The 15,659-nt window shown below is 67.3% G+C and carries 12 protein-coding genes; all 12 read left to right on the forward strand.

The annotated features are described in order from the left end of the window. Window positions 1-20 precede the first annotated feature (20 nt). Window positions 21-2,252 (forward strand): polysaccharide biosynthesis tyrosine autokinase, encoded by a 2,232-nt coding sequence (locus ACM6JT_RS16495; protein ID WP_131947599.1) that lies wholly within the window; start codon window positions 21-23, stop codon window positions 2,250-2,252. Continuing rightward, window positions 2,236-3,765 (forward strand): oligosaccharide flippase family protein, encoded by a 1,530-nt coding sequence (locus ACM6JT_RS16500; RefSeq protein ID WP_175748120.1) that lies wholly within the window; start codon window positions 2,236-2,238, stop codon window positions 3,763-3,765. Before ACM6JT_RS16495 ends, ACM6JT_RS16500 begins: the two co-directional genes overlap by 17 nt. Beyond that, window positions 3,762-4,988 carry a hypothetical protein gene (locus ACM6JT_RS16505; RefSeq protein WP_414856863.1) on the forward strand — a complete coding sequence of 409 codons (1,227 nt, stop codon included), beginning with the start codon at window positions 3,762-3,764 and terminating at the stop codon, window positions 4,986-4,988. Before ACM6JT_RS16500 ends, ACM6JT_RS16505 begins: the two co-directional genes overlap by 4 nt. Beyond that, window positions 4,985-5,821: a glycosyltransferase family 2 protein gene (locus ACM6JT_RS16510; RefSeq protein WP_407972638.1), complete on the forward strand. Its 837-nt coding sequence runs from the start codon at window positions 4,985-4,987 to the stop codon at window positions 5,819-5,821. Before ACM6JT_RS16505 ends, ACM6JT_RS16510 begins: the two co-directional genes overlap by 4 nt. A gap of 3 nt (window positions 5,822-5,824) precedes the next feature. Beyond that, window positions 5,825-6,895, forward strand: a complete 1,071-nt coding sequence (locus tag ACM6JT_RS16515) for a glycosyltransferase family 4 protein (protein ID WP_034185022.1) — start codon at window positions 5,825-5,827, stop codon at window positions 6,893-6,895. A 67-nt stretch (window positions 6,896-6,962) separates the two neighbouring features. After that, window positions 6,963-7,790 carry a glycosyltransferase family 2 protein gene (locus ACM6JT_RS16520; protein ID WP_034185023.1) on the forward strand — a complete coding sequence of 276 codons (828 nt, stop codon included), beginning with the start codon at window positions 6,963-6,965 and terminating at the stop codon, window positions 7,788-7,790. Beyond that, complete coding sequence (locus ACM6JT_RS16525; protein WP_414856864.1) at window positions 7,790-10,171, forward strand: DUF4838 domain-containing protein; 2,382 nt, start codon at window positions 7,790-7,792, stop codon at window positions 10,169-10,171. The genes ACM6JT_RS16520 and ACM6JT_RS16525 overlap by 1 nt, the downstream gene beginning before the upstream one ends. Next, window positions 10,168-11,388 carry a glycosyltransferase gene (locus tag ACM6JT_RS16530; RefSeq protein WP_414856865.1) on the forward strand — a complete coding sequence of 407 codons (1,221 nt, stop codon included), beginning with the start codon at window positions 10,168-10,170 and terminating at the stop codon, window positions 11,386-11,388. Before ACM6JT_RS16525 ends, ACM6JT_RS16530 begins: the two co-directional genes overlap by 4 nt. A gap of 45 nt (window positions 11,389-11,433) precedes the next feature. Next, complete coding sequence (locus ACM6JT_RS16535) at window positions 11,434-12,729, forward strand: polysaccharide pyruvyl transferase family protein (protein WP_414856866.1); 1,296 nt, start codon at window positions 11,434-11,436, stop codon at window positions 12,727-12,729. A 104-nt stretch (window positions 12,730-12,833) separates the two neighbouring features. After that, window positions 12,834-13,706 carry an IclR family transcriptional regulator gene (locus ACM6JT_RS16540; protein ID WP_414856867.1) on the forward strand — a complete coding sequence of 291 codons (873 nt, stop codon included), beginning with the start codon at window positions 12,834-12,836 and terminating at the stop codon, window positions 13,704-13,706. A 416-nt stretch (window positions 13,707-14,122) separates the two neighbouring features. After that, window positions 14,123-15,085 carry a sigma-54 interaction domain-containing protein gene (locus ACM6JT_RS16545; RefSeq protein WP_105391481.1) on the forward strand — a complete coding sequence of 321 codons (963 nt, stop codon included), beginning with the start codon at window positions 14,123-14,125 and terminating at the stop codon, window positions 15,083-15,085. A gap of 160 nt (window positions 15,086-15,245) precedes the next feature. Then, window positions 15,246-15,653: a DUF3467 domain-containing protein gene (locus tag ACM6JT_RS16550; protein WP_034185053.1), complete on the forward strand. Its 408-nt coding sequence runs from the start codon at window positions 15,246-15,248 to the stop codon at window positions 15,651-15,653. The last annotated feature ends 6 nt before the right edge of the window (window positions 15,654-15,659 follow it).

Raw genomic sequence — 15,659 nt, forward strand, 5'->3', positions numbered from 1 at the left:
CGATCGACACTGGATTTGCCATGACAGACCTTTCCGATGCACGGCTGTACGACGCGGCGTTGTACGACGATGCGCCCCTTTCGTCCTACGTCGACATCGTGCTGGCCCGGTGGCGCATGGTGCTGGGCATCGCGGCCGGCGTGTTCCTGCTCGGGCTGCTGTATGTCGTATTCGCGACGCCGGTCTATCGGGTCGACGCGACGATCCAGGTCAACGAATCGACCACGGCGGGCAATTCGCCGTTGCACGACATCGCGGCGTTGCTCGACAACGGGAGCACGACCGCTGCCGAACTCGAACTCGTGCGCGCGCGCATGGTGATCGACTCGGTCGTCACGAAGCAGCATCTGAACCTCATCGCCGAACCGCGCTATGTCCCGTTGATCGGCCGCTGGGTCGCGCGTCGCTATCGGGACGACGGCGTGGCGCGACCGCTTTGGGGATTGTCGCGGTTTGCCTGGGGCGGCGAGCGATTCGACGTCGTCACGTTCGAGACGGCCGGCAAGAAGAGCCACGACGGCATCGACGCGCTGGACGGGCTCTGGTTCGACGTGACCGCCGAAGGCGGCGGACGCTACGTGGTCAGGGACGAGGACGGCGACGTCGTGCTGAAAGGCGAGGTCGGCGTGCCGGCGCACGGGCAGTACAAGGCGCAGCCGCTGACGCTGCTGGTCGCGGCCCTCGACGCCCGGCCGGGCACGGCGTTTCGGCTCAGGCGCATCCCGCAGCTCGAAGCGGTCTCCCAGCTCCAGGACGATCTGACCGTCGAGGAAAAGGCCAAGCAATCCGGCATCCTGACCGTCACGCTCGAGGGCGACGACCGGACCCGCATCCGGGACATCCTGCGGGCCGTGGTCGACGGCTACGTCCAGCAGAACAAGGAGTACCGGAGCGAGGAGGCCGCTGCGACGCTGGCATCGCTGAAGAGCAGCATGCCGACCGTCATGAAGGCGCTGAAGGATGCCGAGGACAAATACGCGGCGTTTCGCGCGCGCACGGGGACGGTCGATCTCGACGAACAGGGCAAGCTGCTGCTCGGCCAGGAAGTGGACATCGAGACGCGCACGCTCGAACTCAAGCAAAAGCGCGTCGACCTGATCGCGCGGTTCGCCGACGGCCATCCGGCCGTGCAGGCGCTCGACGCCAACCTGGCGGAACTGGCGGGCAAGGCGAAGGAGCTGAAGGCGCTCGAAGCCAGGTTGCCCGATACGGAGCGCGAGGGCCTCGGCGTGCTGCGTGACGTGCGCGTCAACACCGAGCTGTATACGAACCTGCTGAACACCGGACAACAGCTCGAGATCGCCAGGCGCAGCGAGATCGGCAATGTCCGCGCCGTCGACTTGCCGGTCCTGCCGGTGAAGCCCGTCAAGCCCAGGCGCCTGCTGCTGGTCGCGCTGTCGTTGTGTGTCGGGATCGCCCTCGGCATCGCCGCCCCGTTCGCCCAGCGGGCGGTATGGGGCCGCGTCGAACATTCCGAGCACCTCGAGCAGGCGCTGGGCGTACCGGTCTATGCGGTGGTGCCGCATAGCCGGGAGCAGCGGCGTCTCGTGCGCAACCAGCAGCATGCGGGACAGGGCGCGCATGTTCTCGCATCGGAAATTCCGGAGGACGTGACCGTCGACGCGATCCGCAGCCTGCGCACGACGCTGCAGTTCACGATGTCCGAGTCGGGGCACAACGTGATCATGGTCACGAGCCCGCAGCCCAGTGCGGGCAAATCGTTCCTCTGCGCGAACCTGGCTTCGCTGTTCGCGTCGGGCGGCAAGCGCGTGCTGCTGATCGATGCCGATATTCGCCGCGGTCAGTCGCATCGCCACTTCGGGCTGCCGGCGGCGCCCGGCCTGCCCGACGCGATCGCGAGCGGCACGCTCGAGCGCGGCGTCCAGAAATCGGCGGTCGCCGGCGTCGACGTGCTCGCGCGCGGTGCCGTCGCCCGCACGTCGGAGCTGTTCAACGACGGCCGCTTCAAGTTGCTGCTCGACACGGCAGCGCGTCTCTACGACATCGTCATCGTCGATACGGCGCCGATCCTCGCGCTGCACGATGCGGCGACCATCGGCCGCCACGGCGCGACGACGCTGCTGTGCGTCCGGCATGGCCGCAGTTCGATGCCGGAAATTCGCGAGGCAGAGCGTCGCCTGCGCAACGCCGGCATCGCGATCAGCGGCGTCGTGCTGAACGACGTGCCGCGGCGTCAGGCCGTCTACGGCGCGTATGGCGAAGGGAAATACGCGTATGAAACCGAGCACTGAGCCCGCGATTCGCGACATCGCGCTGCGCGCCGCGAGCGACCGCGCGTCGCCCGCTGGCGAGCGGCTCGGTGCGCGCACGGTGCGAAGCCTCGCGTGGGCGCTGGTGCAGGCATGGGGCGGCAAGCTCGTCACGCTCGTCACCTATCTGCTGGTCGCGCGCTGGCTCGGCCCGGCGGACGTCGGGCTTGCGGCCGCGGTCACGCTGTCGCTGTCGCTGGTCCTGATGATCGCCGAGGGCGGCCTGGGCGACGCGCTGGTTCAGCGCGCGTCGCTCGACGACGACGATCTCGAATGGCCGTTCGTGTGCTCGATCGGCATGGCGATCGTGCTCGCGGCCGCGCTGTTCGTCCTCGCCGGGCGCGTCGAAACGTGGCTGGGCGTACCGGGCCTGGCGCCGTATCTGCGGGTGGCGTGCGTGTTCGTGCCGATCGGCTCGGCGAGTTCGTTCCAGGAGGGGCTGTACAAGCGGCGGCTGGATTTCCGTACGCTTGCGATGCGTCAACTCGGCTCGGTGAGCGTCGCAGGCGCCGTGGCGGTCGCGCTGGCGATCGCGGGCGCCGGTGCGTGGAGCCTGATTGCGCAGGCGGCGACCTTCATGACGATGTCCGCGCTCTGGCTCTGGCGCAAACCGGTCTGGCGTCCGCGCGGCCGCCGGAACGCGTCGACGTTCTGGCCCATTGCGCGCTTCGGCGGCCACGTCGTTGCGTCGAGGCTGATCGACTGGTGCGCGACGCGCACCGTGGACCTGATCGTCGTCGCGCTGTACGGCGCGGCCGGGCTGGGCATCTATGCGATCGGGGCACGGCTGTACCAGACGGCGCTGGAACTGCTGTGCCGCGCCGCGACCGACGTCGCGCTCGCGGTGCTGTCGCGTGTCGCGCACGACGCCGGGAAAATGGCGGCCACCTACCTCGACGTCACGGGGCTTGCCGCGATGGTCGCGGCGCCGCTGTTCGTGCTGATGGCCGTGTCGAGCCACGACATCACGGTCGTATTGTTCGGCGCGCGCTGGGCCGACAGTGCCGCGATCATGACGCCGCTGATGGGGCTCGGCGCGATTCAGACGGTCCAGTTCGTCAACGGTGCATTCCTGTCGGCACGCGGGCGGCCGAACGTCACGATGTGGCTGACGGTCGTGAAGCTCGTCCTGGTGCTGGGCGCGATGGTCTGCCTGCCGTCGCACGACGTCGCCGGGCTGGCGTGGCTGTATGTCGGCGCGGTGCTGTTCATCACGCCGCTCAGCTTCGGTGCCGTCGTGGTCGAGCTGTCGATCGATCCCGGCCGCTTGCTGGGTCGGCTGGTGCCGCCGTATCTGATTGCGTTCGGCTGCGCGCTGATCGTATCGCGGCTTGGCGCGCACCTCGGCGGTGTGCCGGCCCTGGTCAGGTTGCCGCTGCTGATCGTCGCCTTCGGCGCCGCTTATGTCGGCGCAACCTGGACGTTGCGTCGTCAGGCCGCCCGGCAAACCGTGGCGATGCTGATCGCATTACGCGATGCGAGGCAACGGACATGAGCCGCCTCGCGCTGCAGGTGCCGCGGCAACGCGCGTCGTCACTCGGTGGGGCGACGAGCGGGCCGCAGGTGCGCTTCGACCTCGCGGACGCGGTCCTGCTCGTGCTGCTGCTGCTGAGTTCGATCCAGTTCCTGAAGATCGGCGGCGCGCAACTCGGTCAGCTGTTCGCGGTGCTCGTGCTGCCGGTGCTGCTGGTGCGGCGCCGGATTCCCGTCGGCGCATGGGAAATCTGGGCCTTCGCGTTGTTCGTCGGCGTCGCGTTGTCGACGACGTTCCTGTCCGGCTATCCGCGTTTCAAGGCGACCGAGCAGATCGTGAAATTCGGGTTCGTGATGCCCGCGTTCTATTTGATCGGCCGCTATTACGGCGCGCGGGCACGCACGCGGCCGTTGCCGTTCGGCTATGTCGCGATCGCGGGGTTCCTGGCGTTTCAGTACGCGCTGCAGTATTTCGACGTCCCGGTGCTGTACGAAAAAGTCGACTTCATGCAGAACGCGATTCACGGTTCGTTCAAGGAGCGCAACTGGTTCGCGGCGTTTTTCTTCCTGACCGCCTACGCCTGTTTCCTGCAGTCGCCGCGCCGCATTCCCGACGTCGTGAGGTTCGTTGCGCTCGCACTCGTCGTGACGCTGCTGAGCGAATCGAAGACGGTGTTGATCGCATGCGCGATCGTGATCCTGCTGCAGGTGCGCGGCCATTTTTTCGCGAAAGTGCTGACGATGGCCGCCGGGGCCGGGTTCTATCTGTACATGTTCACGCGCGAACTGACCGGCGACCAGCTTCAGGTCCGGCTGCAACAGGAGCGCGGGCTTGCCTTCATGGAATCGATCAAGCTGGTCGGCCGCGACTGGATCGGTCACGGCTTCGGCTTCGTCGAGCATTACTTCTCGCACTCGGCCGTCGCCGTCCGCGGGCTCGGCGAGGGCACGAGCGCCGTGTTTTGCGCGCCGCTGGATCTGATGCTGGTGGCCGGCCCGATCGGGCTGCTCGCATGGGCGGTGTTCTTTGCGGGCCTCGGCCAGGGCCGGCGCGCGATGGTGTTGCTCGCGCCGATCGCGGCATGGTCGCTGATCAACCCGATGCACCAGAGCGAAACGTCGTACCTGTTCGTCGGCTACCTCGCGTCGTTCGCGTTCGTTCCGCGGGCGGCACGCCGGAAAGCGCGCGCTGTGCCGCGCGTGTTGCGGCCCCGATCCATTTTCCCGTCCGGACCTACGCGATGAAATTCTCTCTCATCATGGCGACGCTCGGCCGTAGCGACGAGATCGAGCGCATGTTCGATTCGCTGCTGCGGCAGGCCTACGCCGACCTCGAAGTGATCGTCGTCGACCAGAACCCGGACGACCGGGTCGAGCGGATCGTCGACCGGTATTGCGACCGGCTGACGATCGTCCATCTGCGATCCGACAAGGGCAAGTCGCGGGCGACGAACGTCGGCCTGAAGGCCGTGACGGGCGACGTGGTCGGGTTCCCCGACGACGATTGCTGGTATCGGCCCGGGACGCTCCATGCGGTCGCGGCGCGCTTGTCCGCGGACAGGATGCTGGACGGCGTGACGGGCATGAGCGTCGACGCCGCGGGGCGGCCGTCGCAAGGACGGTGGGCGACCTCGGCGCAGACCGTCAACCGCTTCAACGTATGGGTGTGTGCGACGTCGTACACGATCTTCCTGCGCCGGTCCGCGGTGCATGCGGCGGGGCAGTTCGACGTGGACCTCGGCGTGGGCGCGGCCACGCGCTGGGGAGCGGGGGAAGAAGTCGACTTTCTGGTGCGCGCGTTGCAGGCGGGGTGCCGGATCGACTACGACCCGCATCTGCGCGTCCATCATCCCGAACCGCTCGCCGTGCTCGACGAGCATGCGTATGCGCGCGGCCGGCGCTACAACCGCGGGTTCGGGCATGTGCTGCGCATCAATCGCTATCCGCTCGCCTACGTCCTTTACATGATCGCGCGGCCGGTCGCCGGCTGCCTGCTGTCATGTGTGCGCCGCAATCCGCGGCGTGCGAAGTACTACTGGATCGCCGCGTCGCATCGCCTGCTTGGCTGGATGGATTGAACGATGAGCACGATCCTCACCGCTTCGACCGAATGCACCGACCGTGCCGAGCGCACCGAGCGCGCGCCCCTCACGGTCTATACAGACACGCGCTGGCCGGTTGGAACCGGCATCCACAACGTGATGGCGGCCTATGCCGAGCGCGCGCCGTCGACCGTCCGCATCGAGCCGCTGCCGGTCGGTGGCGGTGTCGCGCACCCGCTGTCGCCGCTCGCGTTGAGCCGCGCGCTGAGGCGGCTGCCGGCCCGCAACGCCGTGTTCTGGAATCCCGGGTTCGTCCCGGCCGCGTCGCCCGATTTCCCGTCGGTGGTCGTGGTGCACGACCTCACGCATCGCCACTTCTATACTCGCGCGCACCGCTTCTACTACGACACGGTGCTCCGTCCGCTGTACCGGCGTTGCACCGCGATCGTCTGCGTGTCCGAGTTCACGCGCGACGAATTCCTCCGCTGGTCGGACATGCCGCCGGATCGCGTTCACGTGATCCACAACGGGACCGACGCTGCATACCGACGCAACCGCGACACGCTCGGCTATCCGTTTCCGTACGTGCTTTATCCGGGCAACCGGCGCAACTACAAGAACCTGCACCGATTGATCGCGGCATTCGGCGCGAGCGGGCTGTTGCCGCTCGGCGTGCGTCTGATGCTGACCGGCGACCCCGACCCGGCGCTGCTTGCGCACGCCGCGCGGCACCGATGCGCGGACGGCCTCGTATTCGCGGGGGTATTGCCGAACGACGCGATGCCGAAACTGTATCGAGGCGCGCTGTTTGTCGCGTTCGTGTCGCAGTACGAAGGTTTCGGCCTGCCGATTCTCGAGGCGATGGCGTCCGACGTGCCGGTGCTGACCTCGAGCGTGTCGGCGATGCCGGAAGTGGCGGGTGACGCCGCGATGCTCGTCGACCCGTTGTCGGTCGCCGACATCGCGGTCGCGATGCGCCGGCTCGGCACCGAGGCCGTGTGGCGCGACGCGCTCGTCGCGCGGGGCCGGGAGCAGATCCGCCGGTTCGACTGGGATACGTCGGCGCGCAGGTTCTGGCAACTCGTCGAGCAGGTCGGCGCGTCGGCATGACGCGCATGTCAACGAACAGAGCCGGGCAAACCGGCCGACACAATCAACCACGGCGCGGGGTATCACGATGGAAACCGAAGGAAGAATCAGCGTCATCGTCGTCAATTACGGCACGCCCGACCTGACGATACGATGCGTGGCGTCGTTGACGTCATTGCGCGTCGCACTCGCCGACGACATCGTCGTCGTCGAGAATGCGTCGCCGGACGACTCGTACACGCGGTTGCGGCACGCGTTGCCGCGCGGCGTCAGGCTGCTGCGCGCGGCATGCAATCGCGGCTTCGGCTCCGGCGTGAACTTCGGCATGGCCGCCTGTCGACGCGACTACGTGCTGGTGGTCAATCCCGATACGCGCTTCAGCGAGAACGGGCTGGCGAAAGTGCTGGAGCTGTTCGAGACACGACCGGAGGCCGGGCTCGTCGGGCTCGACCTGCAGTATCCCGACGGCCGGCGCCAGTACTCGGCGCGACGGTTCTACAGCTGGCTCGACATCGTCGCGCGACGCACCGCGCTCGGCCGCTCGGGCCGCTTTCGCGCGCGGATGAACCAGCACCTGATGATCGATGCATGGTCGTGCGGCAACCCGTTCGATGCCGAATGGGTGATGGGAACGGGATTCGTCGTGCGGCGCGACCTGTTCGAGTCGCTCGGCGGCATGGACGAATCGTATTTCCTGTACATGGAGGATGTCGATCTGTGCGCGCGGACCTGGCTGGCCGGCTATCGGGTGCTCGGCATGCCGGGCGTCACGCTCGTGCACGATCATCAACGACAGTCGGCGGCGAGCCCCGTGTCGCGAGCGGGGCGGCATCATCTGCGCAGCCTGTGGCGGTTCTACCGCAAGTTCCACGTGCCGCTGTCGTTGCCGCCCGGCATCTCGCGGATCGCACGGTAATGAGGCCTGCTGCGCCGGTTCGTGTCGCCGTGCGTGCCGCGGCTGTCGCATTGTGCGCGATTGCCGCGCGCGGCGGCGATTGCGCGCAGCCGGTGCGGCCGCCGCACGACGCGAACGTCGTCGCCGGAAAGCCGCCGGTGTCGGCGCCGCGCGTGCTGCTCGCGCGGGATGGCGTCGCGCGCTACCTCGTTCGCGCCGGTGCGACGGATGCCGTGACGCGACATGCGGCGGACGAGATTGCCGACTACCTGTCGCGGATCAGCGGTGCATCGTTCGCCGTGTCGGACGACGCGCAAGACCGGACGCCGGCCATTGTCGTTGGCGGCGAGCATGCGGCGGAACGATGCCGGTCGGCACACGCGGCGCCGCTCGGCAGCGACGGCTTCGTCGTCTGCCGCAGCGGCGACGACCTCGTCGTGGCCGGCGACACCCCGCGCGGCACGCTGTTCGGCGCGTACTGGTGGCTCGACCGCAAGCTCGGCGTGAAGTGGCTCGCGCCCGACGCGACCGAGGTGCCGCGACAGGCTGAGCTGCGCGTCGACACGGCGCCCATCAGGCAGGTTCCGCGCTTCGCGTATCGGGAGGTGTTGAGCGCGGAAGGGGAGGACAAGCCGTTCCGCGCGCACAACCTGCTGAACGGCGAGTCGCACGGCACGTCGTATCGCGCTTCCCCGCCCGGTATCGACATGTGGGATCGCAGCTGGCTCGCGCGGGACGGCGATGCGGATTTCTGGACGCTCGTGCCGCGTGACCGGTATGCGGCCGCGCATCCCGAGTGGTATGCCGGCGGGCAACTCGCGATGATGTCGGCCGACGTCCGCGCCGCGATGGCGGCCGGGATCGTGACGCGCCTGAAGCGGCAACCCGACCCGAGCCGCATCTGGTTCGGCATCCGCGACATGGACTGGGGCTGGGACCTGGACGCAGCCAGCCGCGCGTTTGCCGACGCACATGGCGGTGCGCCGTCGGTGGCGTTTCTCGATATGGTGCGGGACGTGGCGGCGCGGGTCCGGGACGCGGTTCCCGGCGCGCGGTTTGCAATGCCGGCCTATCACTGGGGCTTCACGCCGCCGGACGGCATGCAGGTCCCGGATTACGTTCGCGTGTATCCGATGACGATCCAGGTCGACTACGGCGTCGCGCTGAACGAGGACCGCAACGCGTCGCTGCGCGACGGTCTGCGCAAATGGAGCGACATCGCGCGGCACGTCACCGTGTGGGATCACGTCGTGAACTTCGGCGGCTACATCCAGCCGACGCCGAATCTCTATCCGATCGGCCGCAGCATCGCGTGGCTCGCCACGTTGCCGAGCGTCGACGGCTACTTTGCGGAAGGCGACTGGCAGTCGCGCGGCGGCGAATTCGCGAGCCTGCGCGTGTGGTTGATCGCCCGGCTGCTCTGGACGCCGACTGCGGACCCGCGCACGCTCGTCCGCGAATATTGCGACGCCTATTACGGCGCGGCTGCGCCGGCCGTCGTCCGCTACATCGATCGCATGCACGCCGCGCTGCGCGCGAGCGGCGACGTGCTGGCCGAACAGACGCCGGTCGGCATGTCGATGTACACGTACGACTTCGTCCGCCAGTCGGAATGGGATTTCGATGCGGCCGCCCGTGCTGTCGACGGCGATGCCGTGCGTAGCGCGCGCGTTCGCCACGCGCGCATGCCGCTCGATTTCGTGATCCTGGCGCTGCGCGACCGCTACGCGGCGCGCGCCGCGCAGGAAGGCTGGGACCTCGATATCCGCGCGCGGCGCGCGCGTTTCGACGCGGCAATCTCGGCAGCGGGCGTTCGTCAGTACCGGCAAAGCGGCAATCTCGCGGCGCTCGGCGCATTGCTCGATCTCGACCGGCATCCGGTCGTTGCGCCGCCGCTCGTGGCGGGCCTCGCCGACAGCGACTGGCGCGCGATCGATGTTTCGCGCGTGAATCTCTACGACAGCGCGCGCGTGGTGGCCGACCCCGCGGCGCTCGACGGCGCCGCGATAGCGATACGCGGCGATTCGGGCGTCTGGGCAATCCAGCTCAAGCTCGACAAGCTGCCGCGCGACGGGCGCTGGGATCTCTACGCGTCGGTGCGTGTGCCGGAAGGCGGCGGTGCGGGTGGTGCTGGCGCTGCGGTCGTGCGGGTTGGCGCCTATCCGCCGATGACGCTGCACACCGACACGCCGGCGCGCGCGCTCGACGACGCGCGATTCGAATGGCTGCCTGTCCCGGGCGGCCCGTTCGCGTATGACGCCGATCACGAGAAGGGCATTTATGTCCACGGCGTCGGATTCGCGCGAGGACAGTCCGTGCGCGTCGGCACCTTCATCGCCATTCGTCACGGTGCGCCGGGCGGTGCGCCGCCGCCGGTTCCGCCCAAAGGAAACGCCTCATGAAAGTTGCGATCGTTTCGCCCATTCCGCTGTTTCCCGTCAATGCCGGCAATCGCAGTCGCGTGCTGAATCTCGCGCGGGCGGTCAAATCGCTCGGCTGCGACGTGCATTTCGTCTATCTGGAATCGCGCCAGACGGGCGGCATGGACCTTGACGCGCATCGCCGGGAGTTCGGTGCCGACTGCGTGTCGATATTGCGCCGCGCGGGCCTGGCGCTGGCGCTGTATCGCGTCAAGCGGGTGGCCTGGCTGGCGCGTCGTCTCGCCGCGAAAGCGGCCGGCAGCCGGCATGCGTACTACACGGGGCTCGACGAATTGTTCAGCGAGCGCTTTACCGCACAATTGCGCGCGCTGCAGCAGCACCACGCATTCGATGCCGTGTTCGTCGAATACGTGTTTTATTCGCGCGCGCTCGATGCGTTTCCCGATACGGTGGTCAAGGTCATCGATACGCACGACATCTTTGCGGACCGGCATGTGCCGTTCATCGGGCGCCCCGGCGCGAAGCGCTACATGTTTTCGATTCCGCCGGAACGGGAGTGCGACGGATTGCGCCGCGCGCATGTCGCGCTGGCCATCCAGGCCGAGGAAGGCGACCTGCTGGCGGCGCGTCTCGGCAGCGGCGCTACCCCGGCGGTCGCGGTGCTGAGTCATCTGCTGGCGTTTCCGCCACAGGTGGACTGTGCCGCGCATGCCGACGCGACCTTCCTCGGCAGCGACAACCAGCCGAATCGCGACGCCGTCAAATACTTCGTCGACGAGATCCTGCCGCGTATCGTGGCCCGGCTGCCGGCGTTCCGCCTGCATCTCGCCGGCACGATTGCCGCGGCCGTCCCCGACGGGCCGCATATCGTCAAGCACGGCCCCGTCGCCGAGCTGGGCGACGCATTCGCGATCGCACCGATCTCGATCAATCCGATGCTGCTCGGCACCGGCATCAACATCAAGCTGCTCGAAAGCATGGCGCTCGGCGTACCGATCGTCAGCACCCGGACCGGCGCGCGCGGCCTCGGCGAGCATGACCTGAGCGGGGTGACCGTCGTGCGCGACGGCGATCCGCGGGGCTTTTCGGATGCGGTCGTCCGGCTCGCGACGGACCGCGCGCATCGGATTGCCCAGGGCGCGGCGGCGCGCGATTGCGCGCGGGCCTGGCACGACACGCAGCTTCGCGTGCTTCGCGACACGCTCCGGCGGCGGCCGCCGGTCGCCGCACCGGCCTGACGGTTGCATCCGTCGAAACCACCGAATCATTCAGGGGAACAGAACATGTCGAAACTGGCCGGTTTGAAACAGCGGCTTCGCGTGTGGTTGTATGTGAAGCGATTGACCATGCAGTGGCGTCGCGAGGCCGCGCGACGCGTCACGGGCGACGACGGCGCGTCCGCCGCCCATCTGCTGATCTTGCCGTGCGATCCGTGGACGCTGGTCGGCTCGAAAGGCGATGAAGCGATGCTGCGCGCGGTCGTCGAGCGGTTGCGGCAGGCGAACGGCGCATTGAAGGTGTCGGTCGTCACGGCCACGCCCGCGGCAGCAGACGCGGCGACCCGGCTCGGTTTGCATGCGGTCGACGCATGGAACGAGCCATGGCGCCTGACGGACACGGTCGAACGGCTCGCCGCACTGCGACCCAGCGCGGTGGTCGTCATCGGCGCCGACGTGATGGACGGCTACTATTCGCCCATTACGTCGCTGAGGTTGCTGGCAACGGCGGATCTGCTGGTCCGACGCGGCGTGCACGGCACGATTCTCGGCTTCAGCTTCAACCGCTTGCCGTACATGCCTTTGCGGCATGCATTCGATCGGATCGACGCCCGGCTGCTGGTCAACGTTCGCGACGGCGTTTCGCTCGATCGATTCAGGCGTTTCAGTTCGGCGAGCGCGGAGCTCGTCGCGGATTCCGCCTTCATGCTTCAGCCGGACGACTCGTCCGATTGCGTCAGGGGCACGGCCGCGTGGGTCGAAGCGCGCCGCGCGGCCGGCGACATCGTGATCGCATTCAACCTTCACCCGATGCTGATCCGCCGGGCCAGCGACGACGATATCGCGGCGCTGGTCGCGTCGGCACAGGCAGCCATTCGCGAACTCGCGGCGCTTCATCGGATCAGCATCGTGCTGCTGTCCCACGACTATCGCGGCCGGGACGGCGACGATACCTGTCTCGAGCCGCTGCATCGCGCATTGGCCGCGACGATGGGCGAGCGGCTTTGCTACCCGCGCACCAGGATGTCGGCGGCGGAACTGAAGGCCATTTCAGGGCAGGTGGACGGCGTGGTCACCGGGCGCATGCATCTGGCGATCGCGAGTCTTGGCATGGGTGTGCCTGTCGCCGCGTTGACCTATCAGGACAAGTTCCAGGGGCTCTTCAGTCATTTCGGTCTGTCGGACAGCTTCTTGCTGAAGCCCGAGGAAGCGATGCGCTCCACGCATCTGGCGGCGGTACTGGACCGGTTCGTGTCGGCGCTTCCGCAACTGCGCAACCAGGTGCATGTCGCGCTGCCGCGCGTAAAGGAGGCGTCGTGCAGAAACCTGCGCGGCGTGATCCATGCGATCCGGCCTTCGTGAGCGGTGTCCACGATACTTTTCCCGCATTCGCAGCAGCGCCGCATGACGCGCGCGGTCACGCCGGCGTGACTCAAGTGAGCTGAATTCCAGAGGCATCGTTTCACATGCGGAATCCAAACGAAGATCCGGTTGATCCCGACGGTTCGGGTCTCAAGAAAAAAGCGCATTATCGTGCGCCGGCGCTCGAGAAGGGCCTCGATATTCTCGAGTTGCTCATCGGTCGCGAGTACGGAATGGCGCAGGCGGACATCTGCCGCGCGTTGAAGCGCAGCCGGAGCGAACTGTATCGGATGATGCAGGTGCTCGAGGAGCGGGGGTACATCTACAGGGTGGATCGTTACGACCGTTACGCGCTGACCATGAAGCTTTATTTTCTCGGACAGCATCATGCGCCGACACGATCGCTCGGCGCGCTTGTCACGCCGCTCCTGCAGCAGTTCGCGCTGCAGACTGTTCAGTCATGCTACCTGACGGTATTCGATGGCGACACGATGGTTGTCATCGCAACGGCCGGCGCTGAAACGGAATGGAACCTGGCGGTTCGGGCCGGCACGCGCGTTCCGCTGCACGGCAGCGCCGCGGGCGAGATGTACCTGGCTTTGCAGGACGAAGACGTGCGAACCCGATTGCTGCGGACCGTCGGGCACGATGTCGAGTCGTGGAACCAGCCGCGCAGTGACGAAGCATTGCCGACCCATCAGGCAGACGGCTATATCTGCCGCCCGAATGAGCGCATTCCCGGCATCACGGATATCGCAACGCCGATCGTCGACAAGTCGGGCTCGGCAATCGCCATCCTCGCTTGCCCATATCTGGCGCTCTCCGGAGAGGCCGGGGCGATGTCGATCAGGCAGATCGGCGTCGCGCTGTGCGAAACCGCACGACGCATCTCCGCGACGGTCGATCAGCGGTTCATGCAATCTGCGGTCGAGATGCCGGCGCGTGAGCCGGTGCGGAGTGCGCGTCGGACGGGCTGAGGGAATCGCGGAGATTCGTATGACACGGCGTTGCGCCATTCACGAAGCAACGCCGGGGCTCGGCGCATCGATCCCATTATGAAAAATGCGTGAAATCGCCCGTTCGCATTTTGCGCCGGCGCATGCTTTCGCCGAGCGGTTCGCACGCGCATCGGCGGCCGGTATTTCGTGCGCGAGCGTCGGTAGTCGATAGGTTGTACGAATATCGATATTGACACTACACTGATTATCAGCCGGCGCGCCGTGACACGCGGTTATCCATTCGATACGCATCGCCAAGTACTAATTAAACGCGTGCCGACAATCGCCATCGAGGATGGTTGCCTTGTTCCTCAATATCCAGCGGGGGGAAAGTGGCGATGAAAATCGGGGCTGCGCATAACCCGTCAGCGGTTTGCTAGCCGAGCGGCGCGCGCATGAGCACGACCGGAAGCATTCAGGCGACGTCACTCGGGCTGCATGGCACGAGCCCGGCGATGGCCGACCTGCGCCGCTATCTGGCGAAGGTCGCGCAGACCGATACGACGGTGCTCGTGACCGGCGAAACCGGCACCGGCAAGGAGCGCGTCGCCGCCGCCGTCCATCGCCTCAGCGCCCGCACCGGCAAGCCGTTCATCGCGGTCAACTGCGCCGCCGTGCCCGACAGCCTGTTCGAATCCGAGATGTTCGGCCACGAGCGTGGCGCTTTCACCAGCGCGCAAAACGCGTTTCCCGGCCGCTTCGTCGAGGCCGACGGCGGCACGCTGTTCCTCGACGAAGTCAGCGAGATGCCGCCCGCCGTCCAGGCCAAGCTGCTGCGTCTGCTCGAAGACCGCACGGTGATGCCGGTCGGCTCGCTGCGCCGACGCGCGGTCGACGTCCGGATCGTGGCCGCCAGCAATGAAAGACTGGAGGACCTGGTCGCCGAACGCCGTTTCCGCCCCGATCTGTTCTATCGACTGAACGTCGCGCGCATCGAGATACCGCCGCTGCGGGAACGGCCGGAAGACATCGCGTCGATCGTCGATCACTTCGTCGCCGAACACAACCAGCGGCGTGCGATGCGGGTGGGGCGGCCCGATCCGGCGTTGCTCGAATGCATGCGGCACTACCCGTGGCCGGGCAATGTGCGCGAGCTGCGCAACCTGGTCGAGGCGTTGTTCATCGATGCGCCGGAAGGGCGCCCGTTCGGGCTGGGCGATCTGCCGCCGGCGTTTCGCCGCCTGTTCGTGCAGGACTTTTCCGCCGGCGAACATGAGCGCGAGCGGCTGGTCTCGGTGCTGCGCCAGACCAACTGGAACAAGATGGAAGCGGCGCGCCAGATGAACTGGTCACGCATGACGCTGTACCGCAAGCTGGCCAAGTACAACCTGGACGCCGGCAACACTGCATCAGTGTGACAGCGCGGCTGTCACATGGTACAGCCCGGCAGCCTTCACGCATTCCGGTCCGACCGGGAAATTCCACGGCAAATCATGCGCTTGCGTCAGCGCGCGCGGGTTGGCCCGCTCCTTGCGAAGATCGACGGACAGACCGCCCGTCGCCATGCAAGGAGGCCGTGTGCACGTCATCGAGCCACTCCAGGACGCCCCGCCGGACCCGGCGCAGCCGGCCGGCCAGCCACGGCCGCTGCTGGCCAGTTATGCGAATTATTTCGAGGTCGGGCATAACGCGTTCGAGTTCCTGATCGATGCCGGACAGGTCGAGCCGCAGTCCGGCAACGTCCAGTTGATGAGCCGCATCGCGGTCAGCCCGGTTCACGCCAAGCTGCTGGCGCAGTTGCTCGCGCGTTCGATCGCCCAGTTCGAAGCGACGCACCACGACATCCCCGACATTGCCGACATCGCCGAACCGGAACCGGATCTGGCGATTCTTCCCCCGCAGGAATTCGAACAGCGCGCGATCGATGCGCGCAGCAAGCCGATGCTCGGCGGCCGTCGCGACGAGCCCGATCAAAACCAGAGCTGAGGACAC

Source organism: Burkholderia sp. IT-111MI5, from assembly GCF_949752865.1.
GTDB classification, from domain to species: Bacteria; Pseudomonadota; Gammaproteobacteria; order Burkholderiales; family Burkholderiaceae; genus Burkholderia; species Burkholderia pyrrocinia_C.